General features: G+C 60.7%; 18 protein-coding genes. 10 read left to right on the top strand and 8 right to left on the bottom strand.

Features of this window, described 5'->3' with window-relative positions:
- Positions 1-117: 117 nt before the first annotated feature.
- Complete coding sequence (locus ACSFE6_RS13750) at positions 118-5,004, bottom strand: NAD-glutamate dehydrogenase (protein WP_435428121.1); 4,887 nt, start codon at positions 5,002-5,004, stop codon at positions 118-120.
- A 505-nt stretch (positions 5,005-5,509) separates the two neighbouring features.
- Between ACSFE6_RS13750 and ACSFE6_RS13755 the strand changes: the two genes are divergently transcribed.
- Complete coding sequence (locus tag ACSFE6_RS13755; RefSeq protein ID WP_435428122.1) at positions 5,510-5,863, top strand: hypothetical protein; 354 nt, start codon at positions 5,510-5,512, stop codon at positions 5,861-5,863.
- A 198-nt stretch (positions 5,864-6,061) separates the two neighbouring features.
- On the opposite strand, the gene ACSFE6_RS13760 is transcribed toward ACSFE6_RS13755, so the two are convergent.
- A complete protein-coding gene (locus ACSFE6_RS13760; protein ID WP_435428123.1) occupies positions 6,062-7,453 on the bottom strand; it encodes a hypothetical protein in 1,392 nt (463 codons plus the stop codon).
- Positions 7,454-7,944: 491 nt separating this feature from the next.
- Here ACSFE6_RS13760 and ACSFE6_RS13765 point away from each other — a divergent pair, with 491 nt between their 5' ends.
- From ACSFE6_RS13765 to ACSFE6_RS13805, 9 genes are all read left to right on the top strand, one after another.
- A complete protein-coding gene (locus ACSFE6_RS13765; RefSeq protein WP_175392177.1) occupies positions 7,945-8,904 on the top strand; it encodes an AAA family ATPase in 960 nt (319 codons plus the stop codon).
- Between the two features lie 5 nt (positions 8,905-8,909).
- Positions 8,910-9,854 (top strand): DUF58 domain-containing protein, encoded by a 945-nt coding sequence (locus ACSFE6_RS13770; protein WP_435428124.1) that lies wholly within the window; start codon positions 8,910-8,912, stop codon positions 9,852-9,854.
- Positions 9,851-10,345, top strand: a complete 495-nt coding sequence (locus tag ACSFE6_RS13775) for a DUF4381 domain-containing protein (RefSeq protein WP_435428125.1) — start codon at positions 9,851-9,853, stop codon at positions 10,343-10,345. The genes ACSFE6_RS13770 and ACSFE6_RS13775 overlap by 4 nt, the downstream gene beginning before the upstream one ends.
- A complete protein-coding gene (locus ACSFE6_RS13780; protein ID WP_435428126.1) occupies positions 10,338-11,417 on the top strand; it encodes a vWA domain-containing protein in 1,080 nt (359 codons plus the stop codon). The genes ACSFE6_RS13775 and ACSFE6_RS13780 overlap by 8 nt, the downstream gene beginning before the upstream one ends.
- Positions 11,414-13,153 carry a tetratricopeptide repeat protein gene (locus tag ACSFE6_RS13785; RefSeq protein WP_435428127.1) on the top strand — a complete coding sequence of 580 codons (1,740 nt, stop codon included), beginning with the start codon at positions 11,414-11,416 and terminating at the stop codon, positions 13,151-13,153. Before ACSFE6_RS13780 ends, ACSFE6_RS13785 begins: the two co-directional genes overlap by 4 nt.
- Positions 13,150-14,802 (top strand): BatD family protein, encoded by a 1,653-nt coding sequence (locus ACSFE6_RS13790; protein ID WP_435428128.1) that lies wholly within the window; start codon positions 13,150-13,152, stop codon positions 14,800-14,802. Before ACSFE6_RS13785 ends, ACSFE6_RS13790 begins: the two co-directional genes overlap by 4 nt.
- A 222-nt stretch (positions 14,803-15,024) precedes the next feature.
- Positions 15,025-16,269: an exonuclease SbcCD subunit D C-terminal domain-containing protein gene (locus tag ACSFE6_RS13795; protein WP_435428129.1), complete on the top strand. Its 1,245-nt coding sequence runs from the start codon at positions 15,025-15,027 to the stop codon at positions 16,267-16,269.
- Positions 16,266-19,907, top strand: coding sequence for an AAA family ATPase (locus ACSFE6_RS13800; protein WP_435428130.1), 3,642 nt, complete (start codon positions 16,266-16,268; stop codon positions 19,905-19,907). The genes ACSFE6_RS13795 and ACSFE6_RS13800 overlap by 4 nt, the downstream gene beginning before the upstream one ends.
- Positions 19,904-20,500 (top strand): glutathione S-transferase, encoded by a 597-nt coding sequence (locus ACSFE6_RS13805; protein WP_435428131.1) that lies wholly within the window; start codon positions 19,904-19,906, stop codon positions 20,498-20,500. Before ACSFE6_RS13800 ends, ACSFE6_RS13805 begins: the two co-directional genes overlap by 4 nt.
- A 126-nt stretch (positions 20,501-20,626) precedes the next feature.
- Here ACSFE6_RS13805 and ACSFE6_RS13810 read toward each other — a convergent pair whose 3' ends face one another.
- The 6 genes from ACSFE6_RS13810 to ACSFE6_RS13835 all read right to left on the bottom strand — a co-directional run bounded on the left by ACSFE6_RS13810 (position 20,627) and on the right by ACSFE6_RS13835 (position 23,461).
- Positions 20,627-20,884, bottom strand: coding sequence for a hypothetical protein (locus tag ACSFE6_RS13810; RefSeq protein ID WP_435428132.1), 258 nt, complete (start codon positions 20,882-20,884; stop codon positions 20,627-20,629).
- The gene (locus tag ACSFE6_RS13815) at positions 20,881-21,093 is read right to left on the bottom strand and encodes a hypothetical protein (protein ID WP_435428133.1); all 213 of its coding nucleotides are present in this window, start codon (positions 21,091-21,093) and stop codon (positions 20,881-20,883) included. Before ACSFE6_RS13815 ends, ACSFE6_RS13810 begins: the two co-directional genes overlap by 4 nt.
- Before the next feature lie 115 nt (positions 21,094-21,208).
- Positions 21,209-21,334: a hypothetical protein gene (locus tag ACSFE6_RS13820; RefSeq protein ID WP_435428134.1), complete on the bottom strand. Its 126-nt coding sequence runs from the start codon at positions 21,332-21,334 to the stop codon at positions 21,209-21,211.
- Between the two features lie 291 nt (positions 21,335-21,625).
- On the bottom strand, positions 21,626-21,805 hold the full coding sequence (locus tag ACSFE6_RS13825; RefSeq protein ID WP_435428135.1) for a hypothetical protein: 180 nt from the start codon (positions 21,803-21,805) through the stop codon (positions 21,626-21,628).
- A gap of 155 nt (positions 21,806-21,960) precedes the next feature.
- The gene (locus ACSFE6_RS13830) at positions 21,961-23,130 is read right to left on the bottom strand and encodes a lactonase family protein (protein ID WP_435428136.1); all 1,170 of its coding nucleotides are present in this window, start codon (positions 23,128-23,130) and stop codon (positions 21,961-21,963) included.
- Positions 23,123-23,461, bottom strand: coding sequence for a DUF5629 family protein (locus ACSFE6_RS13835; RefSeq protein WP_435428137.1), 339 nt, complete (start codon positions 23,459-23,461; stop codon positions 23,123-23,125). The genes ACSFE6_RS13830 and ACSFE6_RS13835 overlap by 8 nt, the downstream gene beginning before the upstream one ends.
- Positions 23,462-23,534 lie beyond the last annotated feature (73 nt).

Here is a 23,534-nt window from a genome sequence, read left to right on the forward strand (position 1 = left end):
CAAAACCAATGTGGGAGCGGGCCTGCTCGCGAAGGGGCCTGGATAGACTCTACAAATACATCAGGCGAAAAAAAGCCCCGCATCTTTCAATGCGGGGCTTTTTCATTCATCGCCTGATCAGGCCGCAGGTTCCAGTTCCTTGCTGACCGTCTCAGCAAGCGGCACTACGGCTTGCCCGCTTAACGCCACGCCCGCCAACTCACGGTTGGCGACCGCGTACATGGCGTAGTCCGTACCGCTGGCGGCACGGATTTCCACCAGCATGGCGCGCCAGCGCTCGATGGTGCTTTCGTGATGTGCCATCCACTGCGCCAGGCGAGTTTCCACGTCCTGCTTGCCATCGCCCTGTTGCAGGACCGAGATGGTGATAGCGCGTTGCTGCCAGTCGACATCATCGCGGAACGCTTCACGGGCCAATGCTTGCCAGTTGTTTTCAACCGGGAGCGCACTGATCTGTTGCAGGTACCAGGTGATGTCCAGGGCACTGCCCACGGCGAAGTAGGCCTTGGCCACGTCCGCAGGCTCCTGACCAGTCACGTCGGCAGCCTCGATGATCGGCAACAGGGTGTACAGGTGAGTAGTGCCTGCAACCATGCGCGCCAGCAACTCCGGCACACCGGCGGCAACATAGGCCTGATATCGGGTCTGCCAGGTCTCGCGGATCTCGCCACTGAGCAGTTCGTCGAGCTTCAGACCCAAGGCCGCCAGGTGCGGACCGAAGTGCGCGACGTCACGGGCAGCGTTCTGCTCGTTGCGACGGGCACGCAGGAACCAGCGCGTAGCCCGACGGCCCAGGCGCATCAGCTCGTCCATCAACTCCAGTTGCACGTCGGCGGAAACCTTGTAGTCCAGGTTTTCAATCTGACGGAACCAGTGCGGGAGATGGAAAATGTCACGCACGATCACGTAGGCGCCAGCCACGTTCGCCGGGCTCATGCCGGTGGACTCTTTGAGTCGCTGAACGAAGGTGATACCCATGTGGTTGACCAGATCGTTGGCGATCTGGGTGCTGACGATTTCGCGCTTCAGACGGTGACGGCGCATGGCTTCGGAGAACTTGCTCACCAGGGTCGGCGGGAAAGCGGTTTCCATATCGCGGGTCAGGTAATCATCATCCGGCACCAGGGACTCGAGCAATTGCGCCTTGAGGTCGATCTTGCTGTAGGAAATCAGCACCGACAGCTCGGGACGGGTCAAACCGTGCCCTTCGGCAACGCGTTCCGCCAGTTGTTCTTCGTTCGGCAGGAACTCGATGGCGCGATCCAGTTTGCCGCGGCCTTCCAGATCGTTCATCAGGCGCTTGTATTCGGCGATCCGTGCATAGGCACGACGCGCCGCCAGGGACAGTGCCTGGGTCTGCTTGTAGTTGTTGCCCAGCACCAGGCCACCGACTTCGTCGGTCATGCTCGCCAGCAACTGGTTACGTTGCTTGTCCGTCATGTCACCGGCCTGAACCACTTCGTTCAGCAGGATCTTGATGTTCACTTCGTGGTCGGAGCAGTCCACGCCACCGGCGTTGTCGATGAAGTCGGTGTTGGAACCGCCGCCATTGAGGCCGAACTCCACACGACCCAGCTGGGTCATGCCCAGGTTACCGCCCTCGCCCACGACTTTGCAGCGCAGTTCGTTGCCGTTCACGCGCAATGCATCGTTGGCCTTGTCACCTACATCGGCATGGCTTTCGCTGCTGGCCTTGACGTAGGTACCGATACCGCCGTTCCACAGCAGATCCACCGGCGCCTTGAGCAAGGCGTTCAACAGTTCGGTCGGGGTCAGTTTGTCGGCCTTGATGTCGAAACGCTCCTGCATCTGCGGGGAAATCGCGATGCTCTTCGCGCTACGGGAGAAGATCCCGCCACCTTCGGACATGATGCTGGTGTCGTAATCCGACCACGCCGAACGCGGCAGGTCGAACATGCGCTGACGCTCGGCGAAGCTGGTCGCCGGATCCGGATTCGGGTCGATGAAGATGTGCATGTGGTTGAAGGCAGCGACCAGTTGCAGCTTGTCGGACATCAGCAAGCCGTTACCGAACACGTCACCGGCCATGTCGCCGACGCCCACCACGGTGATGCTGTCTTCCTGGACATTGATGCCGCGCTCGCGGAAGTGGCGTTGAACGCCGACCCACGCGCCCTTGGCGGTGATGCCCATTTTCTTGTGGTCGTAACCGGCCGAACCACCGGATGCGAACGCATCGCCCAGCCAGAAGCCGTAGTCGATGGCGATGCCGTTGGCGATGTCGGAGAAGGTCGCGGTGCCTTTGTCTGCGGCCACCACCAGGTACGGGTCATCGTCGTCATGGCGCACGACGTTGGCCGGCGGCACCAGGACGCCTTCTTTCAGGTTGTCGGTGATGTCCAGCAGACCCGAAATGAAGATGCGGTAGCAGGCGATGCCTTCGGCCGCGATCTCGTCACGGCTGCCACCCAACGGCAGGCGACGCGGCAGGAAGCCGCCCTTCGCCCCCACCGGCACGATCACCGAGTTCTTCACTTGCTGAGCTTTTACCAGGCCCAGGACTTCGGTACGGAAGTCTTCTTCACGGTCGGACCAGCGCAGGCCGCCGCGAGCGACGTTGCCGAAGCGCAGGTGCACGCCCTCGACCCGTGGCGAGTACACGAAGATTTCGAACTTCGGAACAGGCTTGGGCAGTTCAGGAATCAAGTGCGGGTTGAACTTGAAGCTGAAGTACGACTTGTTATGGCCGTTGGCGTCGGTCTGGTAGAAGTTGGTGCGCAGGGTCGCCTTGATCAGATCCAGGTAGCGACGCAGGATGCGGTCTTCGTTGAGCACCTGAACATCGTCCAGAGCAGTCAGGATCGCGTGTTCCAGACGCTGCTCGAGGTCGTCGCTGCTCAGTTTGCGCGCCAGGTAGAAACGGGTCTTGAACAACCGGGTCAGTTCGCGAGCGATATCGGTGTGGTTGTTCAGGGTGCTGGCGATGTAACCGAGGTCGAAGCCCAGGCGAATCTGCTTCAGGTAGCGGGCGTAGGCACGCAGCAACGCCACGTCGCGCCATGGCAGACCGGCGGTCAGCACCAGACGGTTGAACGCATCGTTCTCGGCATCGCCACGCACGATGTGGACGAAGGCGTCCTGCAGGGTGTCGTTGAGTTGCTGGATGTCCAGGTCCAGGCCTTCGGCGGCGGTGAACGCGAAGTCGTGAATCCAGTACTCGCGGCCATTGGTGTGACGCAGGCGGTACGGGAACTCACCCAGTACGCGCAGGCCGAGGTTTTCCAGGATCGGCAGCACGTCGGACAGTGCCAATGGCGAATCGGCGTGGTAGAGCTTGCAGTGCAGTTCGCGCGGACCCGACGCCAGAGGTTGGTAGAAGCTCATCGCCAGCGGCTTCTTCTCGCTCAGGTTCAGCAGGTGCTGCATGTCGACCACTGCCGAATGCGCAGCGAAACGCTCGCGATAGCCCGCCGGGAAGCCTTTCGGGAAGTCGGCCAGCACGTTGGTGCCCTGGGCTTCGCCGAAGCTTTCGACCGTCAGGGCGGCGTAATCGTCCTGCCAGCTGCGGCAAGCCTGGATGACTTCGTTTTCCAGTTGCAGTGGGTCGATGTCGATGCGGTTTTTCGGGTCGACGCGCAGGATCAGTTGCACGCGGGCCAGCACGGACTCGGAGAAAAACGTCCAGAATTCGCAATCCGAGGCCTTCAGGCGATCCATCAGTACTTGCTGGATCTTCTGGCGCACCTCGGTGGAATAGATGTCACGCGGCACGTAGGCCAGGCAATAGCAGAAACGGCCGTAAGGATCCTTGCGCAGGAACACGCGAATCTTGTTGCGCTCCTGGATCTGCACGATCGACATCACGGTGCTGAACAGCTCGTCCACCGGGGTCTGGAACAAGTCGTCGCGCGGCAGCACTTCGAGTACCTGCGCCAGCTCCTTGCCCAGGTGGGCCTTGGCCTGGAAGCCGGAGCGGTGTTCGATTTCCGCGACCTTGCGGCGGATATAAGGAATGGAGCGCACGCTCTCGCCGTATACCGACGAGGTGTACAGGCCCATGAATCGGCATTCCTTGATGACCTTGCCATCGGCGTCGATTTCACGGATCGACACGTAGTCCGGGTAAGCCGGACGGTGCACGCGGCTTGGGTGGGCGGCCTTGGCGAACGTCAGCAGTTTCGGCTCGCGCAGGTAATTCACCGCGTAGTCTTCGATGCGCCGGTCTTCGTTGGTCAGGCCGGCACGCAGTTGTTTGGTCAGGCCTAGGAACGAGTTCTGGTCGTACTCGATATGGCCGCCATCAGCCTGGTCGGTGACCACGAATTCTTCGTAGCCGAGGAAGGTGAAGTGGTTGCCCACCAGCCATTCCAGGAAGCTCTTGATTTCGCTCTTTTCGTCGGCATCGACGCTGAACCGGCTGTTGTCCAGATTGGTCAGGATGTCCTGGACCTTGGCCTTCATCGGCTCGAAATCGGTGACTGCGACGCGCACTTCACTGAGTACCTGCTCCAGCTCTTTGGACAGCACGTTCAGTTCGGCCGGATTGGCGCAGCGGTCGATTTCCAGGTACATCAACGATTCGTGCAGAACGTCATCGCCCTGGGTGCCTTTAGGCAAGATTTCCAGCAATTCCCCCTTGCTGCCGCGACGCACGCTCAGCACGGTGGTTTGCAGGGTGTGAATGCTGTAGCCGCGACGGTTCAGCTCGGTACGCACCGAGTCCACCAGGAACGGCAGGTCATGGTGCAGCACTTCGACCGCGGTGTGGGTCGACTGCCAGCCGTGACGTTCGTAATCGGGGTTGAAAACGCGCACTTGCGGTTGCGCGTGATCGAAGCGCTCAAGCAGGCGCCACGCAGAAAGGGTACAGCCAGCGAGGTCGGACAGCCGACGTTGGGTCAGTTCGTCCAGGGAAATGATGCCGAAGAATTGTTCAGCGAACAGCGCCACTTGTGGCAGTGCCTGTTCACTGATGTGCTGCGCCAGTGCCGCTTGCAGTTGGTGCTGGAAGTCGGCTTTGCTGGCTGCGGTGAAGAACGCCATCTGTGGTACTCCGCTTGGGCTTGTTATTGATGGAAGCGTCGCGTGCAAAACCCCTGTTGGGGCTACCCGTCACCCTGTTCCTGATTCTCGGGCAGAGGAAACAGGGTGACAGGTGGGTGAAGCTGGACGAGACACTCGGGTCACATTCACCTTCCGTGAATGGGCATCTGCAAAAGCGACTGGGCTGCGGGCAGCACAATGCCTTTACAGGTGCTCATCCGTTGCGCAGCTTAACGAGTGCGGCAAGGCCCATGCTTGCGATGCTGCGACATATTCGGTCATCGGTATGCAGCTTGGGGGTGGGGCATCGGATAACACTAGCAGCCGTGTGGGAAAATGGCGGTTTTCCGTCCGGCTTTGCGGTACACCCGTACCAGAAATGACCAGCAACACATTGACCGTTCACATCACGCTCTTCGACACTCGAACGAGCAGAAATTTCCTTGGGCTGGCAGAATCGCCTTTTGTGCGTCTTCTATTACGCTCGCCGAGCCAGGAATTACTCATGCAAATGACCACCGCCCTCTTGATCGTCAACCCATGCGATGACGAAGAAGACAACATGGCCATGCTCTGCTGCCACAGCGACAAGGGCGAAATGTTCCTGATGAGCCGTTACCCGGACGAGGATGAGCTGGAGATTACCCTCGATGGCGAGCCGTCGACCCTGGATGGGGTGAAAGTGACCCTGAGCCCTACTCTGCTGAAGATTGAAATCGCTGCAGCGGATGCCGATGCGTTGAGTGGGGATGATGTGCTGGAGATCACTCACAGCACTGATGCCAGTGATCTGGCCGAGGTTGAAGAAACCTTGCAGAACATCCTCAAGGGGACCGGGACTTACATCAGCCAGCTCTGATGGTGCCTGAACAACCGCCTTCGCGAGCAGGCTCGCGCCCACAGGTGACGTGGTTCTTTCAGGTGGAACGCGGTCAAATGTGGGAGCGAGCCTGCTCGCGAAGAGGCCCGAGAGAACGATGCCGCCTGGTTGCCGATGGTTGAGTCGGGTGCTCCCGGCCTCTGGACGGTAGCCCCCTCAGGATCAAGCGAGCCCCAATCAATCGATAAAGTCTTCGATAGCCTGGAATCGACTTACAGTGGCACAGTCGTAACACATCGTCTGCACGGTCAACTTGTCCATTTGGGCGTCGATGTTGCGCGAATCACATTCACGACAAAATAGCTCCAGATGCCCTGTCGGATCATTATTGGCCATGCCATCGGAAAAAAACCGTGGTATTAGCTCATCTCGCCAATAGAGCCCGGGCGACTTGGAGAATCCAGCACCACTGTCCTTGAGTACCACGTCATACAACAAACGCTGCAAGGCTGATTGCGGTACCCGAGAGTCGCGATAGGCGGTCTTGCGCCAATCGCGCGCAAGGGCATCCTGCGATGTGCGCAGCATACTGCGCGGAATGGTATTGGAGGCGTGGGCTCGCCCTCTGGAATTGCCGGTCGCATAAAAATGCGCGGCATTCTTCACGGCCAATCGAGCGAAGTAGTAAATGTGACTGACCGAGAAATTCTGCAAAAGCTGTCCAATCACGGTTTTCGCGCTGCCTTCGGCACTGAACACAAAATTGACTTCGTTAGCCAGCACATGAATGTATTGAAGCGACTCTTCCCTCGCGAGGCGGAACATCAATGCATAAAGATCACCTTTCCACGCAGGCTGCACGGTCGCGGACAGCTCGCGATAGAGAGCCGTATACAGCGAATCACGGGCGCTACGGATACCGGGCTCCAGCGCAACATTGGCAAGCCAGCGAACGGCGAAAAAATTGCTGATTACACATCCGGACGATCGGTCAAAAGCCCTGGAATCCGACTCCGGATCGACTGACAACACGCCTTGCTCATGAAGATCTTTAATCAGTTCCTCGCTGGTCCTGGCACAGGATGACAGGGGCTCCCCTCTCGACACGGCATCCAGCGACGCAATACTTTCGTCGCCTGCGGCGCTTCCGTCATCCAGAAGGGCGAGCAATACCAATTTCTGGATGAAGCTCAAAGTCTCGAAAGAGACAGGTGGACTCAATGTTCCGTAGCGTTTCTCCAGTTCACGCCGCTCACGATTCGCTTGCTCGGCAATTTCCAGCTGCCGAACCCTGGAACACTCAGTGCACAAACAGCGTTTTTGCCGGCCATGTCCCGTTGCAATATGACAGTGATCACAACGGACGCATTTGAATGGTTGACGAATTGAAACCGGGGTGCCCTTTGCGTGCCGACGCGCCCACATTGGCAACTCGCAGTAGGGACAGGTCAACTCTTTGCTGATGATTGGCGGTAGTACCTTCAACAAACTGTGGACATACCCCGGAATTTTGAACTCGCTTATCAGGGCTGCACTTTTTTCACCATCGAGGTAGCGCTGGTATATCTCCTCCACCTGTTGCTCGGACAAGTGGCTGATCTCAGCCGCCCATGGGAAATACTGACTCATCTTGACTTGTCCCTTTTTTCGTTAATTTCCAACGCATTCCCTTGCCTGCGAACCGCCAAGCTAAAGCAATAAAATCCAGCAGGACAGCTCAAAACCCTGCCTTTTGAAGCCCATCGGAAATTTCGTACTTCAAACCGGCAATTAATCGACAGACATGTCTGGCATCAGGCTTAAGGGACCGGGACTTACATCAGCCAGCTCTGACTTTCAGCAGCTGTACCGACCTCTTCGCGAGCAGGCTCGCTCCCACAATTTATTGCGTCTTTTCTGAAGGAACCCGGCCACCTGTGGGAGCGAGCCTGCTCGCGAAGAGGCCCTAAAGTACGACGCAGCTCTCCCACCGGCACAATTGTTCAACCGTTTTGCCAGTCAAATCCCCCACTTTGCACAAAATGCCGTTAGTCGCCGCCCCCCGCGATGGATTAAAGTAACGCCCCCAGCCCTGGCGTTATACGAACGTCTTCGGTCACCCTTTCCAGGAACAGTCATCGATGGAACATCGTGAAGCGCTGCTCGCGCTGCGAACCTTTCTTTCAACGCAGATTCTCGGCCAGGAAAAACTCATCGAGCGCTTGCTCATCGCCCTGCTTGCCGACGGTCACATGCTGGTCGAAGGCGCCCCTGGCCTGGCCAAGACCAAGGCCATCAAAGAACTTGCCGAAGGCATCGAAGCCCAGTTCCATCGCATCCAGTTCACTCCCGACCTGTTGCCGGCCGACATCACCGGCACGGAAATCTATCGCCCGGAAACCGGCAGCTTCGTGTTCCAGCAGGGCCCGATCTTCCATAACCTGGTGCTGGCGGACGAAATCAACCGCGCCCCGGCCAAGGTTCAGTCGGCGTTGCTCGAAGCCATGGCCGAGCGCCAGGTCAGTGTCGGGCGCAGCACCTATGAGCTGTCGCCGCTGTTTCTGGTGATGGCCACGCAAAACCCCATCGAGCAGGAAGGCACCTATCCGCTGCCCGAAGCCCAGCTCGACCGTTTCCTGATGCACGTGAAGATCGGTTTCCCCGATGCCACCGTCGAACGCCGCATCCTGCAGCAGGCCCGGGGCGAAGCCCTGAATGGCGAAACCAAACCCGAACGCCGGGTCAGCCAGCAGGCGATTTTTGCCGCGCGCAAGGAAATCCTCGGCCTGTACATGGCCGATGCCGTGGAGGAATACCTGGTGCAACTGGTCATGGCCACCCGCAACCCGGCCAAGTTCGACCCGGAAATGGCCGAATGGATCGCCTATGGCGCCAGTCCTCGCGGCTCCATCGCCCTGGACCGCTGCGCCCGGGCTCACGCCTGGCTCGCCGGGCGCGACTTCGTCAGCCCGGAGGATATTCAGGCGGTGCTGTTCGATGTACTGCGCCACCGCATCATTCTTTCCTTTGAAGCCGAAGCCGCTGGCATCGACCAGGACCGTGTGGTCCAGCGGATTCTCGACGTCGTAGCCGTCGCTTGACCCCGATGAACGCCCCCCTGCCGCCCCAGCCGGGCATTCGCATCACGCTCGCCGAGCTGATCGAAATGCGCCATCGCGTGCGCGAAGTGCAGCTGTTCTCAACGCCGAGCCAGCGCAGCCCGCTGATCGGCTTGCACCATTCCAAGCTGCGCGGCCGTGGCGTGGACTTCGATCAGGTGCGGGTCTATCAGGCCGGCGATGACGTGCGGACCATCGACTGGCGCGTCACCGCACGGACCCAGGAACCGCACACCAAGCTGTTCCATGAAGAGCGCGAACGACCGATTTTCATCATGGTGGAGCAGAGCCGCCGGTTATTTTTCGGCTCGGGACTGATGTTTAAATCGGTACTGGCCGCCCAGGCTGCGAGTCTGATCGGCTGGGCTGCGCTGGGACATAACGATCGCGTCGGCGGCCTGGTGTTCGGCGACAACGAGCACTACGAAATCAAGCCAAGACGCAGCAAACAGAGCCTGCTGCAACTGCTCAACCGACTGGTGCGGGTCAATCAATCGCTGCACACCGAAAACGAAGAGAACCGCGATGCATTCGGCATTGCCCTGCGCCGCGCCCGTGAAGTCTCGCGCCCCGGTAGCCTGGTGATTGTGATTTGCGATGAGCGCGCCCTGACCGAGAGCGCCGAGCAGCAATTGAGCCTGTTGTCGCGCCATTGTGACCTGTTGTTGCTCCCGCTATCCGACCCGCTGGATCACGCCCTGCCCGCCGCCGGATTGCTGCGTTTCGCCGAGCGCGGCGCGCAACTGGAGCTCGACACGCTGAATTTCGACCTGCGCCAGACCTATCGCGCCCAGGCCGAAGCACGTATCGCCCGCTGGGAACTGTTGGCGCAGAAGCTGCGGGTGTTGATGATGCCGTTAAGCACCCAGAGCGAGATGGTCGAACAATTGCGCGAATACCTGAACCCTCAGAAACCGGGGAAAGGTCGATGAACGGTCTCGAACAACTGCAACCGCTGATTTCTCCACCGCCGATTGCTTTCTGGCCGCCAGCGCCGGGCTGGTGGCTGTTACTGCTGCTCCTGCCCGCCATCGGCTTCGGCCTATGGAAACTGCGACATCTCGCGCCGAAAAAAAACCGTGTCGTGCGCGCCGAACAACCGCTGGACCCGGTGCGCCTCGCCGCGCTGGCGGAACTGGCACTGATGCCCAAGCCCTACAACGGCGCCCCTGCCGGCGCCTGGCTGCAGCAGCTCAACGGCCTGCTCAAGCGCCTGTGCCGCAACCATTACCCCTATAGCCAGAGCCATACCCTCAACGGGCGCAAATGGTTGGCGTTCCTCGACAACCGCTGCCCGGCGGCCGGCCTGACCCGCTGGATGGTGCTGGTCGAAGGAGCCTACAAACCCGAATGCAAACTGGACGACAAGGCCATCGCCGGCCTGACCCAGGCGGTCGACACCTGGATTCGCAAACATGTTTGAGTTCGCCTGGCCATGGATCTTCGCCCTGCTGCCCTTGCCGTGGCTGATGCGCCTGGTGCTGCCGGTGGCCGACAGCGGTGAACCGGCGCTCAAGGTCAGCTTCCTCAACGACCTCGAAGGCCTGACCCGACGCCGCGCCCGGGCCAACCTGCCGGCCTGGCGCCAACAGGCGCCTTTCCTGCTGCTATGGCTGATGCTGCTGACCGCCGCTGCGCGCCCGCAATGGCTTGGCGAACCGCTGCCGATTGCGGCCAGCGGCCGCGACCTGCTGGTGGCGGTAGATGTGTCCGGCTCCATGGACTTCCCCGACATGCAGTGGCAAGACGAAGAAGTCAGCCGTCTTGCGCTGGTCCAGCACCTGCTCGGTGACTTCATCGAGAGCCGCGATGGCGATCGAATCGGTTTGATCCTGTTCGGCAGCCAGGCCTACCTGCAAGCACCGCTGACCTTCGACCGGCACACCGTGCGCGTGTGGCTCGACGAAGCGCGCATCGGCATCGCCGGCAAAAACACGGCCATCGGTGACGCCATCGGCCTGGGTCTCAAACGCCTGCTGCAACGCCCGGCCCAAAGCCGCGTGCTGATATTGGTGACGGACGGCGCCAACAACGGTGGCCAAATCGACCCGCTCACCGCGGCGCGCCTGGCGGCCAGGGAAAGCGTGAAAATCTACCCGATCGGCATCGGTGCCGATCCGGAGGAAAGTGGCACCCTGGGCTTCCTCGGCATCAATCCGAGCCTGGACCTTGATGAGCCGTCCCTGAAAGCGATCGCACAGGTGACCGGCGGCCGTTACTTTCGCGCGCGTGATGGCAAGGAACTGCAAGCGATCAAGGAGACCCTCGACCGGCTGGAGCCGGTGACCCAGCAACCGACCCAGGCCCGACCGGCCCAGGCGCTGTATCATTGGCCGCTGGCGATGGCGCTGTTGCTGAGCATGCTGCTGGTGGCCCGCGTGCTCTGGCCGGACAACCCGTTCCAGCGTCTGTTTACCAAGGAACTGTTTTTGCAAACGCAACTGCCTGACTGGCGCCAGCGTCTGAAGCGCCTGCGTCTGCGGAGGCGCCGATGAGCGCGCTCTGGCCGTACTGGTTCCGCCCCTGGTGGCTAGTGTTGTTGCCCCTGCTCGGCTGGTTGCTCTGGCAGCTCTGGCACCGACAAAAGCGTGCCGGACGCTGGCAGATGATCCTGCCGCCCGCTTTCCATTCGACCTTGCTCAGAGGTGGCAGTGGACGCGACAGCAAGCTGCCTTGGGTGGCCCTGGGCGTGGCGTGGCTACTGACGATTTTCGCGCTGCTCGGACCTGCCTGGGAGCGTGTCGAGCAAGTCAGCCAGAAACCCGCCGACCCGTTGGTGGTGCTCCTGGAGCTGACCCCGGAAATGCTCGCCACCGACGTTCAGCCCAACCGCCTGGAACAGGCCCGGCGCAAGCTCTTCGACCTGCTGAAAATCCGCAGCGACGCGCAGACCGCCATCGTCGTCTACGCCGGCAGTGCGCATACGCTGGTGCCACTGTCGGACGACCTGTCCACCAGCGGCAACCTGCTCGATGCACTCAAGCCATCGTTGATGCCCGAACCCGGACACCGCGCCGATCTGGCGGTAAGCAAGGCCCTGGCGCTGCTGGAGCAAGCTGCTCTCGGCGATGGCCGGATCCTGCTGATCGGCTCATCCCTGACAGAACAGGAGCGCCTGGGGATTCGTCATGCGCTGAGTGGCAAATCAACGCAATTGCTGATGCTGGGTATCGGCACCGCCGAAGGCGCGCCGATCACCCAGGAGGACGGTAGTTTCCTCAAGGACGAACAAGGGGCGATTCTGGTGCCGCATCTGGACGAGGCCGGCCTGAAAGCCTTTGCCAACGATCTGGACGGGCGCTATCGCCATGCACGCCTGAGCGACGCCGACCTGCGTGGCCTGGGCCTGCTCGATGGCCCGCGCAACCTGCGCAACGACGGCCAGACCCTGCGCCTGGATACCTGGGCCGACCAGGGTTACTGGCTTCTATTGCCACTTCTACTGTTGGCCGCCTGTGCCGGTCGTCGCGGCTGGTTGCTCTGCCTGCCGCTGCTGCTGGCACTGCCACAGCCGAGCCATGCCTTCGAATTCCAGGACTTGTGGCTGCGCCCCGACCAACAGGGCCTGCACCTGCTCAAGCAGAAACGCCCGGCCGAGGCCGCACAGCATTTCGAGGACCGTCAATGGCAAGGCGTGGCCCTCTATGAGGCCGGCGACTACAACGGCGCCGCCCAGCGGTTCGCCGAAGGCACTGACGCCCACGCCCACTACAATCGTGGCAATGCCCTGGCCAAAAGCGGTGAGCTGGAGGCTGCGCTGGATGCCTACGATCAGGCACTTGAGCGTCAACCGGACTTGCGTCCCGCGCTGACCAACAAGGCTTTGGTGGAAAGCCTGCTCAAACAGAAAGCCAACCCGCCCGCCGCCGAGCCGGATAAAACTGCCAACGAAGAACCGCAGGCACCGCCGCAAGAACCGCCACCGGGGACTGCAAGCCAGGCGCAGAGTACGGGCGAGCCGGAAACCGTTGACCAACAGGTTGGCACTGACACCGAACAATCGCCCAAAACGCCGCCAAAACCGGGTACCAACGACGTCCCTGGCAGCGAATTGGGGGATGAGCAACACACCACGCCGCCCATGCGCCCGGCCTCCGACAGCATCGAAGGCGAACAGCAGCAAGCGCTGGAGCAATGGCTGCGGCAGATCCCTGATGACCCGGGGGAACTGCTCAGACGCAAATTCTGGTACGAACAGCAACAACATCAGGATCAGGAAAAAACTCGATGACCCGCTTCACCGCTTTCATGTTCGCCCCGCTGCCCGCCCTGCTGCTGTGCACCGTTCAGGCCCAGGCAGCCGAGCTGGTCGCCAGTGTCGACCGCACGCGCCTGAACTCCGGGGAGACAATCGAGCTGATCCTGGAATCCAACGACGTGACACAGTTCGGCAAGCCGGACCTGACGCCGCTGGAGCCCCTGTTCGAAGTACGCGGTACCCGCCAGGTCAACCAGTTGAACACCCTCGACGGCGATAACCGCGCCACCACCCGCTGGATCGTCACCCTGCTGCCTCTACAAAACGGCACAGTGGTTATCCCGTCATTGAAACTGGGCGAGATTCAGAGCCAACCAATCACCGTGCAGGTGGTTGAGAGTGAAGCCCAGGAGAATTCGAACAAGCTGGCCCCGGTGTTCATCGACGCCAGTCTCGACCAAACCAGCGTGTATGTGCAGGCTCAGGCGGTCCTGACCTTGCGTATTTACCATTCCGTGTCGCTGTACGACGACAGCAGCCTGCCGCCGCTGCAGATACCCGATGCGCGTATCGAACAGCTGGGTGAATCGCGCACCTACGAAAAAGACATCAACGGCGTGCGTCACGGCGTGATTGAAATGCGCTACGCAATTTACCCGCAACACAGCGGTGAGTTGATCATTCCGGGGCAGGTATTCAACGCCGCGCTAGTGGAGGCGCAACCCGCCCAGGACGCCACGTCACAGGCACCCAAGTCCGGGAAGCTGATGCGTATCAGCTCCAAGGAAATCTTGCTGACGGTCAAGGCCAAACCCATCACCTACCCCGCCGACGTGCCCTGGTTGCCGGCGCGCAACCTGACCCTCAGCGAGACCTGGAATCCGGAACCGGAACACGTGCAGGTCGGTGACTCGTTGACCCGCAGCCTCACGGTGAGAGCCGAAGGCCTGGCCAGTACGCAACTGCCGCCACTGCCCGGCACCGAGGTCAATGGCCTGCGCCGTTATCCGGATCAGCCGGTGCTGGCCAACCAGAACAGCGAACGCGGGCTGGTGGGCAATCGCGAGGACCGCGAAGCGCTGGTACCGTCCCGTAGCGGTTCAATTGAGTTGCCGTCGGTCGAAGTGGTCTGGTGGAACACCTTCGAAGATCACCTGGAACACAGCAGCCTGCCGGCCAGATCCTTGCAGGTGGCGGCGAACCCCAGCCTGATGGTCGACACCCCGGCCGGCACCGCGCCCATCAATGCGACAGCCGACAGCGAAACCCTGTGGCGCTGGAAGCTCAGCACCCTGATGCTGGCGTGCACCACCCTGCTGGGTTTTGGCCTGTGGTGGCGAGCGCGCCGGCAACCGGCAGTCCAGCGCGCGGCACAAACCGGCCCGAGCCCGCGCACCGTACTCGACGACCTAAAACGCGCCTGCCAGGCCAACGACTCGCACGCCACCCGCCAGGCCCTCGATGCCTGGGCTCGCCAGCAACCGGAAACCCTGGCCGACATGGCCGCCCGCTTCGTGCCGCTGTCGGATGCCCTGGATGGCTTGAACGGCGCGCTGTACAGCGAAACCGGCCAGCACTGGCAAGGCGAAGAACTGTGGCGGGCGATTCGCACGATTCCGATGGCCGAACGGGTTCAGGACCCGACGGGCGACAGCGGCTTGCCGCCGCTTTATCCCAAGTAGTACTCCAAGCCAGCCAAGGCGTAAAACCTGTGGGAGCGAGCCTGCTCGCGAAAGCGGTGGGTCAGTCAGCATGGATGTTGAAGGATGAGGGCCTCTTCGCGAGCAGGCTCGCTCCCACAGTTAATCGTTTACGTCCGCGAGTGTATTTGCCAGTAAACTCTCTCCCCTTTCGCCGCTGTCATTTTTCTTGCGGCCATCACCTTTCATGTAGCGGAGTTCGCCTTGCGTCTGTTTCACACCTCCGACTGGCACCTGGGGCAGAACCTGCACGGCCAGGATCGCGATTTCGAACACGGCTGTTTTCTCGACTGGCTGCTGCGCCAACTCAAAGTCGACCAGCCGGATGTGCTGCTGATCGCCGGCGATATCTTCGACACGGTCAACCCGCCGGTCAAAGCCCAGGAACGCCTGTACGACTTCATCGTCAGCGCCCACGAGCAACAACCGAAGCTGACCATCGTGATGATCGCCGGCAACCACGACTCCGGTTCGCGGATCGAACTGCCCGCACCACTGATGCGCCGTTTGCGCACCCATGCGCTGGGCCGGGTGCTGTGGCTGGACGATGGGAAGCTAGACGCCGAACGCTTGCTGTTGCCGCTGCCAGACGCCAAGGGTAAAACCGTCGCCTGGTGCCTGGCGCTGCCCTTCCTGCGCCCGGCCGAAGTCACCGGTGCGCACTTGGGTGACAACTACCTGCGCGGCATCGGCCAGGTCCACGAATGGCTGATCGAAGCGGCCAACGCCAAACGCAAGAAGGGCCAGGCACTGATCGCCATCAGCCACGCGCACATGGCGGGCGGCTCGGTGTCGGAAGACTCCGAACGCAGCCTGATCATCGGTAACGCGGAAGCCCTGCCCGCCAGTCTGTTCGGGCCAAGCATCAGCTATGTCGCCCTCGGCCACCTGCACAAACCGCAGAAGGTCAACGGCGAGGAGCGCATTCGCTACAGCGGCTCACCCATTCCGCTGTCGTTTTCCGAAATCGCTTACCAGCACCAGATTCTCGACATCACCCTCGACGGTGAAACCCTGGTCAGCGTTGTGCCAAAACTCATTCCCCGCGCGGTGAATCTGCAGCGCCTTGGTCCTGCGCCCCTGGCAGACATCCTGCTGCAACTGGCGGATCTGCCAAACATCGATCTGCTGGCCGATTACCAGCGCCAACCCTGGCTGGAGGTGCGGGTGCGCCTCGACGAACCGCAGCCGGACTTGCGCCACCAAGTGGAAACCGCCCTGCAAGGCAAAGCCGTGCGCCTGGTACGCATCGCCGCCGAATACGCCGGCAACGGCAGCCGTGATAGCGCCGATGACGCAGCGACGTTGATCGAACTGGACCAACTCACGCCCCAGGAACTGTTCAGTCGTGCCTGGCAGGACAGCTACGGCCGCGAGGTTGACGAGCAAACCCTCAAGGACTTTGCCGAGCTGTTGCAAGAAGTGCAGATGGAGAGCGAACAGCCATGAAGATCCTCGCCATCCGCCTGAAAAACCTCGCCTCGCTGGCCGGGCCCTTCGAGATCGACTTCACCGCCGAACCGCTGGCCAGCGCCGGTCTGTTCGCGATCACCGGGCCAACCGGCGCCGGAAAGAGCACCTTGCTCGATGCACTTTGCCTGGCGCTGTTCGGCAGCGTCCCGCGGCTCAACGCTGTCCAGCCATCGGCCAAGGCACCGGATATCGATGGTGACATCGGCACCGGCGACCCCCGCACGCTGTTGCGTCGTGGCACCGGTGAAGGCTATGCCGAAGTCGATTTCGTCGGCATCGACGGCTGTCGCTATCGTGCGCGCTGGGAAGCCAACCGCGCCCGGGACAAAGCAGGTGGCCGATTGCAAGCCAGCCGCCAGAGCTTGCGCGACATCGACCAGGATCAACTGCTCGCCAGCCAGAAGCTTGAATTCAAAAACCGGATCGAAGCCGTTTTAGGACTGAACTTCGAACAGTTCACCCGCGCCGTGCTGTTGGCGCAAAGCGAGTTCAGCGCCTTCCTCAAGGCCGATGACAACGAGCGCAGCGAGCTGCTGGAAAAACTCACCGACACCGCGCTTTACACCCGTCTGGGCCGCCGCGCCTTCGACAAGACCAAGGAAGCCCGCGAAGCCCACAAGCTGCTGCAGGACCAGGCCAGTGGTGTCACCCCCCTAGCCCCCGAGGCCCGGGCGGAACTGGATGAGCGTTTCAACGCGGCACAACAACAGCTGAAATTGCAGCAGGCGCAGCTCAGGCAGCTTGAGTTGCAGCACACCTGGCTCAAGGAATTGCGGCTGTTGCAGGACGCGCAGCAAAGCGCCACCGAGCAATTGCAATCGGCGCAATTACATTGGGAAAGCTTGGCCGGCGAACAGCTGAAACTGTCTCGCCTGGAGCAACTGGCGCCGCAGCGGCACCAGTTCGCCCGCAAGGCCGAAATCGATGCGCTGCTGACGCCACTGGCGGCGCAAATTGCCGGGCACACGCAGCAGAACGGTGAGCTCGGTGAGCGCCAGATGCAACTGGAACAGGCACTCGGTGCCGCCCGAATGGCGCTTGGCGAAGCGCAACAGTGGCAAACCGACAGTGCACCCTTGTTGCGTCAGGCCTTCGAAGAACAAAGTACCCTCGCCCGCCTGGTCAAGGACACCGCCCTCGGTGCCGAGGCCAGGCAGAACGCCGAACAAGCCTTTGCCCAGGGCCAGAGCGAGATTCAAGCCCTGCTCGACCGGCAGGCCCAGGTCGCCGAACACTTGCAGCGTATGGCCGCTGAGCTCGACCAAAGCGCCCATCTGGCACCATTGAGCGATGCCTGGAATGCTTACCGCGAACGCCTGCAACAGTTGGTGTTGATCGGCAATCGACTAAACCAGGGCCAGGCCGAGCTAACCAGCCTCGAACAGAACGCCACGGGTACCGCGCAAGCACTGGCCGCGCAGAAACAGCAACTGGACGTCCTGTTCAAGGAGGCCGACACCGAACCGGAGGCCATCGCCGAGCAGGTCGGCATTCTCGGCAGCCTGTTGCAGGACAACCGCAAACAACTGCGTGCCGTTGAAGACCTGACGCGGTTATGGGCCAGCCAGCAGGATCTGGATAAACGCGGCACCGAGCTGCAACAACGCCAGCTCACTACGCAGCAGGAGCGCGAACGCCTGACCCAGGACGGGGTCCAGGCCAAGGCTGAACTGACAGTTGCCGAGCAGGCCCTGAACGTCACTCGCGAACTGCTGGAGCGCCAGCGTCTGGCACGTAGCGCCAGTGTCGAGGAGTTGCGCGCGCAGTTGCAGGATGATCAGCCGTGCCCGGTCTGTGGCAGCCACGAACATCCATATCATCAGCCTGAAGCTTTGCTGCAAAGCCTCGGCCGCTTTGATGAAGGCGAACTGGCCAATGCCCAGAAAGCCGTCGACCAGCTCAAGGAAAAGCTCACCGACCTGCGTGCCGATGTCGGTGGCCTGATTGCCCGGCAAAAGGAACTCTTGCAACAACAGGAGCAACTGGCGACCCAGCAGCAAGCCCTGACGCCAAGCCTGCAAGCGCACCCGTTGGCAGCGCAGCTGATGGATCAGGACGTTGACAAACGCGACGCCTGGCTCGCCCGGCAAAACAGCCAATTGAATCAAAGCATCACCCAGGACGAGCAACGTCAGACTGCCCTGCTCACCCTGCAACAGGACGCCGCGCGCCTGACCCAGCAGCTGCGCCAGGCCGAAACCGCGCATCAACAAGCAGCTCAGCACCTGGACAATCAACAGCGCGAGCTAGGCAACGACCGTCAACGTCTGGACGAAGAACTCGCCGCCCTCGCCAACCTGCTACCGGCCGAGACTCTGCAAGCGCTGCGCCTGGAGCCGGCCGCCACCTTCATGCAGCTCGACCGGCAAATCACCGAGCGCCTGGCGCAACTCGATCAACAGAAGGAAGAGCTGGCCGAACAGCAACAACGCCAGCAACACCTGGAGAAGGAACAGGATCGGCAGCAGACGCGCGAGCAGCAATTTCAAGCCGCCGACCAGCGCTTCAAAACCCTTTCTGAACAACAGCAGACGAGCCAGCACAGCCTTGGGCAATTGCTCGGCGAACACAGCAGCGTCGAGCATTGGCAACAGCAATTGGAACAAGCCGTGGAAACGGCACGCAGCGCCGAATCCACGACCGCCCAGACATTGCAAGGCGTGCACACGCAACAGGTGCGCATCGCCGCTGAACTCAAGGCGCTGCATGAGCGCTTGCACTCGCTGGAAGGTGAAAACCGGGAACTGGCGGGCAAAATCGACGATTGGCGCAGCCGTCATCCGGAGTTGGATGACGGCGGCTTGGAGGACTTGCTGCGCGTCGATGATGCCCAGCTCAGCGAGCTGCGCCAGCGTTTGCAAAGCAGCGAAAAAGCCATCGAGCAGGCCCGCGTTCTGCTGCAAGAGCGCGACAAGCGTTTGCTCGATCACCAGGCGCAGCACAACGGAAACCTCGACGCCGGGCAACTCGATAACGCACTGAGTGAATTGCACAATCAATGCGGCGTCAGCGAACAGCGTTGCGCCGAACTGCGCGCCGAGCAGGCCGAGGACCAGCGCCGGCAGAACGCCAATCAGGCACTGGCGCAGCAAATGGCCGGGGCCTACAGCGAATATCAACGCTGGGCGCGCCTGAGTGCATTGATAGGCTCGGCCACCGGCGACACTTTCCGCAAGATCGCCCAGGCCTACAACCTCGACCTGCTGGTGCACCATGCCAACGTGCAATTGCGCCAACTGGTGCGGCGCTATCGCCTCAAACGGGGCGGCAGCATGCTCGGTTTGCTGGTGATGGACACCGAAATGGGCGACGAACTGCGTTCGGTGCATTCGTTGTCCGGTGGCGAAACCTTCCTGGTCTCGCTGGCCTTGGCCCTGGGCCTGGCCTCCATGGCATCGAGCACGCTGAAGATCGAATCGCTGTTCATCGACGAAGGCTTCGGCAGCCTGGACCCGGAATCCCTGCAACTGGCCATGGACGCCCTCGACGGATTGCAGGCTCAAGGGCGCAAGGTCGCGGTGATTTCCCACGTGCAGGAAATGCATGAGCGGATCCCGGTGCAAATTCAGGTCCAGCGCCAAGGCAACGGCCTCAGCACCCTGGAGGTGAAATGATCACGCTCTACTCTTTCCGCCGTTGCCCGTACGCGATGCGGGCACGCATGGCCCTGCGTTACGCCGGGGTTGCCGTGGATATCGTCGAAGTCAGCCTGAAGGCCAAGCCTGCCGAGATGCTCGCGCTGTCGGGCAAAGGCACGGTGCCGGTGCTGAGCGTCGAAGGCCGGGTCATCGATGAAAGCCTGGACATCATGCGCTGGGCCTTGGCGCAGAACGACCCGCAGGACTGGTTGCTCAAGGACGATCCACAAGGACAGCTCGCCATGACGGCGTTGATCGAAGAGAACGACCAGACCTTCAAGGTGCAGCTGAACCGCTACAAATATGCCGAACGCTACCCCGAGCAACCGATGGCGTTTTATCGCGCCGAAGGCGAAATGTTCCTGCGCAAGCTGGATGAGTTGCTGGAGGGTCGTGATTACTTGCTGGCCGATCACCCCTGCCTGGCTGACGTGGCGTTAATGCCGTTCGTACGGCAGTTCGCCCATGTCGACCGCGAGTGGTTTGCGCAGACGCCGTATCGTCATTTGCAGGAGTGGTTGCAGCGGTTTCTTGAGTCTGACCTGTTCACTTCAATCATGAAGAAATAACCGCTTTTCTGTAGGAGCGAGCATGCTCGCGATGGTCGTCAACGATGACGCTGGGCATCTGACACCCAGCGGTGACTTCAAGTCCATCGCGAGCATGCTCGCTCCTACAGGAGGTGTTTTATTTCTTCAGGCCAACACTTCACACATGCCAATCACCGAGCAATCGACATGGAATGGTCCGAAAAACCCGCTTTCGGGTTCGACTGGTGGATTGCCAGCCAGCATCCCCATGGCTTTGGCTATCTCGATATTGCGCGCGATGTTGTGATTGGCCTCGATGGCACGAGCAACCCCACCTATCGAACCGTGCCCGATCCCCAGCAGGGAAAATCCATTGGTGATGAACGCCAGGAAGGCGATGACCAGAAGTTTGCAACGGTTCATGCTCCGCCCACTCCCGCGAGTTCAATCTGATCCGCCATCGCCTGCTGGGCGCGGTGTTCAAACTGGATACCAGGGTGTGCCACATGAATCGGCGGTTCGACGGTTTGTTGCGACTGGGGCGAAAGACTGACAACCAGCACCATGACCAGGTAAAGACCGATAGCCACATAGGCGCCGCGTTTGGCAGAGGTGATGATTGCGCTGGCCATGTTGAACTCCGTGGACATGTTTCAGAGTCCACAGAATCGATCAAAAAAGCACCGATAACCAACCACGCCTGTCTATAGCAACTATCAGCTTCGTTGATCATTGAGCCAGGCTATTTCAGCCTTCAATAAAACTCATCAGACGCTCGCGGGCAGCATCGGGCTCCCCGGAAATGGGCTCGGCGGCGGAAAGGATGGGGGTGGAATAGAGGAACAGCAGCACCACTGCAAGACGCATCGCCATGTTATCGATCCTTTTCTTGAGAAGGAGTCAAAAAATCAGCGTCAAAGTTAAACTCATGGCCATGTGATATCAAGCAGTAGATGAATGGCGATGTGAAGGTGTCGCAAATGCGTTATGCAGGAGCGACATGTGTAACAGCGGGCGAAGCCTGCGTCCGTGTAGGAGCGAGCTTTGCTCGCGATGGTCGTCAACGATGACGCGGGCAGCCTGATTGCCTGCGGCGCCTGGACCTCCATCGCGAGCAGAGCTCGCTCCTACACCAACTGCTACAGCAATTGCGGAGAGAAACGCTCAGTGCTGGGCTTTGTGATCCAGCGCGGCGTAGAAGTTGGCGCTCTGTTGCAGGTATTTCTGGGTGTAGCTCTGGGTGTGGGATTTCTTGTCGCTGATTTCAACGTTGGCGCTGGCAGGCAGGGCAACGGAGGCAGAGATGGCGGATGCGGCGATGACGGAGAAGAGATTGAAGTTCATGGGGTAATCCTCGAAGTCAGTTGGCTTGCTTGCCCGGTGGGGCCGTGAAGCAAACTTAACCTTCGAGGAATGGCGCCTTGAAATCTTTTGTAGCACTACCACATATCAGGCTCATTGATAGAAAGCTACAGGCCCCGCGAACCGGGGCCTGCGGTCTATTGTCGCAGCAGAAACTTCAGGTCGCTCGGGGCGTCCATCGGTAGTTTTTGTACGGTTTTGCCTAGCAAACCGGTCTTGGCATCGCGCTCGACGACGACAATCTGGTTGCTTTTCTGGTTGGCGATCAACAGGAATTTGCCACTGGGATCGAGCGCAAACTCCCGTGGGTGATCCCCCTCTACCGAACGTCGTTGCAGTTCCTTGAGATGCCCGTTTAACGGGTCGATGGTAAACACCTGCAACTGATTGGCGGTGCCACGGTTGCTGACGTAGAGGAATTTGCCATCCGCTGAGGCATGTAACGCCGCGGCGGCCTTGTCCGATACTGGCTGACCGGCGGCCAGGTCGACCATTTGCGTCTGCTCAAGCTTGCCATCGCGATAATCGAATACTGCTACCTGGGCGCTCATTTCCATGGTCAACCAAGCGTGCTTGCCATCGGCGCTGAACAGCAGATGACGCGGACCGCTGCCGGGGGGCAGTTGGACAAATGACGGCGTGGCCGGGGTCAATGGCAGTTCAGGATTGGCCTTGGGGTCGAAACGGTAGACAAAAACCCGGTCTGCCCCCAGGTCGTTGGAGAACACGTACTGGCCATCGGGCGATGGGATCGTCGAATGCACATGCGCCGACATCTGCCGTTCGGGATTGACCCGGCTGGCCGGATGGCTGCTCATCTGCACCACGGGTTTCAGCACGCCATCGCTGGCCACCGGCAACACCGCCAGAGTGCCGCCTGGGTCTTCGGCCACTGAGTAGTTGCTGACAAACAAGTGGTTGCCATCAAGGCTGAGGCTCGAGTGAGTCGGCTCGTTGCCCAGGCTCTGCACCCGATTGATCAGGCTCAGTTCATGGGTCTTGGGATCGATGGCATAACTGCTGACCCGCCCAACCGGATCGGACTGGCCCGGGCCATTTTCGTTGACCACGAACAGGCGCTGCTGATCCTTGCTCAATGTCAGCCACGATGGGTTTTCGCTGTTGATCACTTGCAGCGGTTTGCCGTTGATCTGCCCGGTTGCGCTGTCGAAGTTCAGTCGGTAAATGCCCTGGCTATGTCCTGCGGTGTACGACCCCACCAACAGTTGATAGTCCTCAGCCGAGGCGTTCTGAATGCCCATCGCACCGATGCTGCCGGCGATCAGCAGCGGCCAGAGGTTACGCATCCTCTTGTTCGTCGTCTTCGTTATCGCCACTGATGACGTCGCCGAGGCAGACCAGACGGTGTTCGCCAGAATCACCGGTGATCAACCAGCTTTGCAGTGTGCTGTCGAAGGTCGCGGCCTGGACCTGCGCCGGTGTGAACTCCCAGTGCTTGGCCGCACGCCCATCCATGCATTCGATATGCAGGTTATCGTCGACATCGAGGGCGAATTCGAAGGCATGCAGCCCATCGATCTCCACCATTCCGCAGTGTTCGAGGGCATTGAGCAAGGTGTCTGTTACAGCGGTCATGGCAATCAGTCTTTGAGTGGTAAAAACGCAATGATAGCTCATGCACTATAGGATGGTTCCACACTAACCTGTGGGAGCGGGCTTGCCCGCGATAGCGTCGGCCCAGTCAACATTG

Source organism: Pseudomonas baetica (assembly GCF_051216495.1).
Classification (GTDB): Bacteria; Pseudomonadota; Gammaproteobacteria; order Pseudomonadales; family Pseudomonadaceae; genus Aquipseudomonas; species Aquipseudomonas baetica_B.

Bases quoted from the DNA above. Each gene is read 5' to 3' on its own strand.
- ACSFE6_RS13750 (WP_435428121.1), bottom strand. From the start codon at position 5,004: ATGGCGTTCTTCACCGCAGCCAGCAAAGCCGACTTCCAGCACCAACTG.
- ACSFE6_RS13755 (WP_435428122.1), top strand. From the start codon at position 5,510: ATGCAAATGACCACCGCCCTCTTGATCGTCAACCCATGCGATGACGAA.
- ACSFE6_RS13760 (WP_435428123.1), bottom strand. From the start codon at position 7,453: ATGAGTCAGTATTTCCCATGGGCGGCTGAGATCAGCCACTTGTCCGAG.
- ACSFE6_RS13765 (WP_175392177.1), top strand. From the start codon at position 7,945: ATGGAACATCGTGAAGCGCTGCTCGCGCTGCGAACCTTTCTTTCAACG.
- ACSFE6_RS13770 (WP_435428124.1), top strand. From the start codon at position 8,910: ATGAACGCCCCCCTGCCGCCCCAGCCGGGCATTCGCATCACGCTCGCC.
- ACSFE6_RS13775 (WP_435428125.1), top strand. From the start codon at position 9,851: ATGAACGGTCTCGAACAACTGCAACCGCTGATTTCTCCACCGCCGATT.
- ACSFE6_RS13780 (WP_435428126.1), top strand. From the start codon at position 10,338: ATGTTTGAGTTCGCCTGGCCATGGATCTTCGCCCTGCTGCCCTTGCCG.
- ACSFE6_RS13785 (WP_435428127.1), top strand. From the start codon at position 11,414: ATGAGCGCGCTCTGGCCGTACTGGTTCCGCCCCTGGTGGCTAGTGTTG.
- ACSFE6_RS13790 (WP_435428128.1), top strand. From the start codon at position 13,150: ATGACCCGCTTCACCGCTTTCATGTTCGCCCCGCTGCCCGCCCTGCTG.
- ACSFE6_RS13800 (WP_435428130.1), top strand. From the start codon at position 16,266: ATGAAGATCCTCGCCATCCGCCTGAAAAACCTCGCCTCGCTGGCCGGG.
- ACSFE6_RS13805 (WP_435428131.1), top strand. From the start codon at position 19,904: ATGATCACGCTCTACTCTTTCCGCCGTTGCCCGTACGCGATGCGGGCA.
- ACSFE6_RS13810 (WP_435428132.1), bottom strand. From the start codon at position 20,884: ATGAACCGTTGCAAACTTCTGGTCATCGCCTTCCTGGCGTTCATCACC.
- ACSFE6_RS13815 (WP_435428133.1), bottom strand. From the start codon at position 21,093: ATGGCCAGCGCAATCATCACCTCTGCCAAACGCGGCGCCTATGTGGCT.
- ACSFE6_RS13820 (WP_435428134.1), bottom strand. From the start codon at position 21,334: ATGGCGATGCGTCTTGCAGTGGTGCTGCTGTTCCTCTATTCCACCCCC.
- ACSFE6_RS13825 (WP_435428135.1), bottom strand. From the start codon at position 21,805: ATGAACTTCAATCTCTTCTCCGTCATCGCCGCATCCGCCATCTCTGCC.
- ACSFE6_RS13830 (WP_435428136.1), bottom strand. From the start codon at position 23,130: ATGCGTAACCTCTGGCCGCTGCTGATCGCCGGCAGCATCGGTGCGATG.
- ACSFE6_RS13835 (WP_435428137.1), bottom strand. From the start codon at position 23,461: ATGAGCTATCATTGCGTTTTTACCACTCAAAGACTGATTGCCATGACC.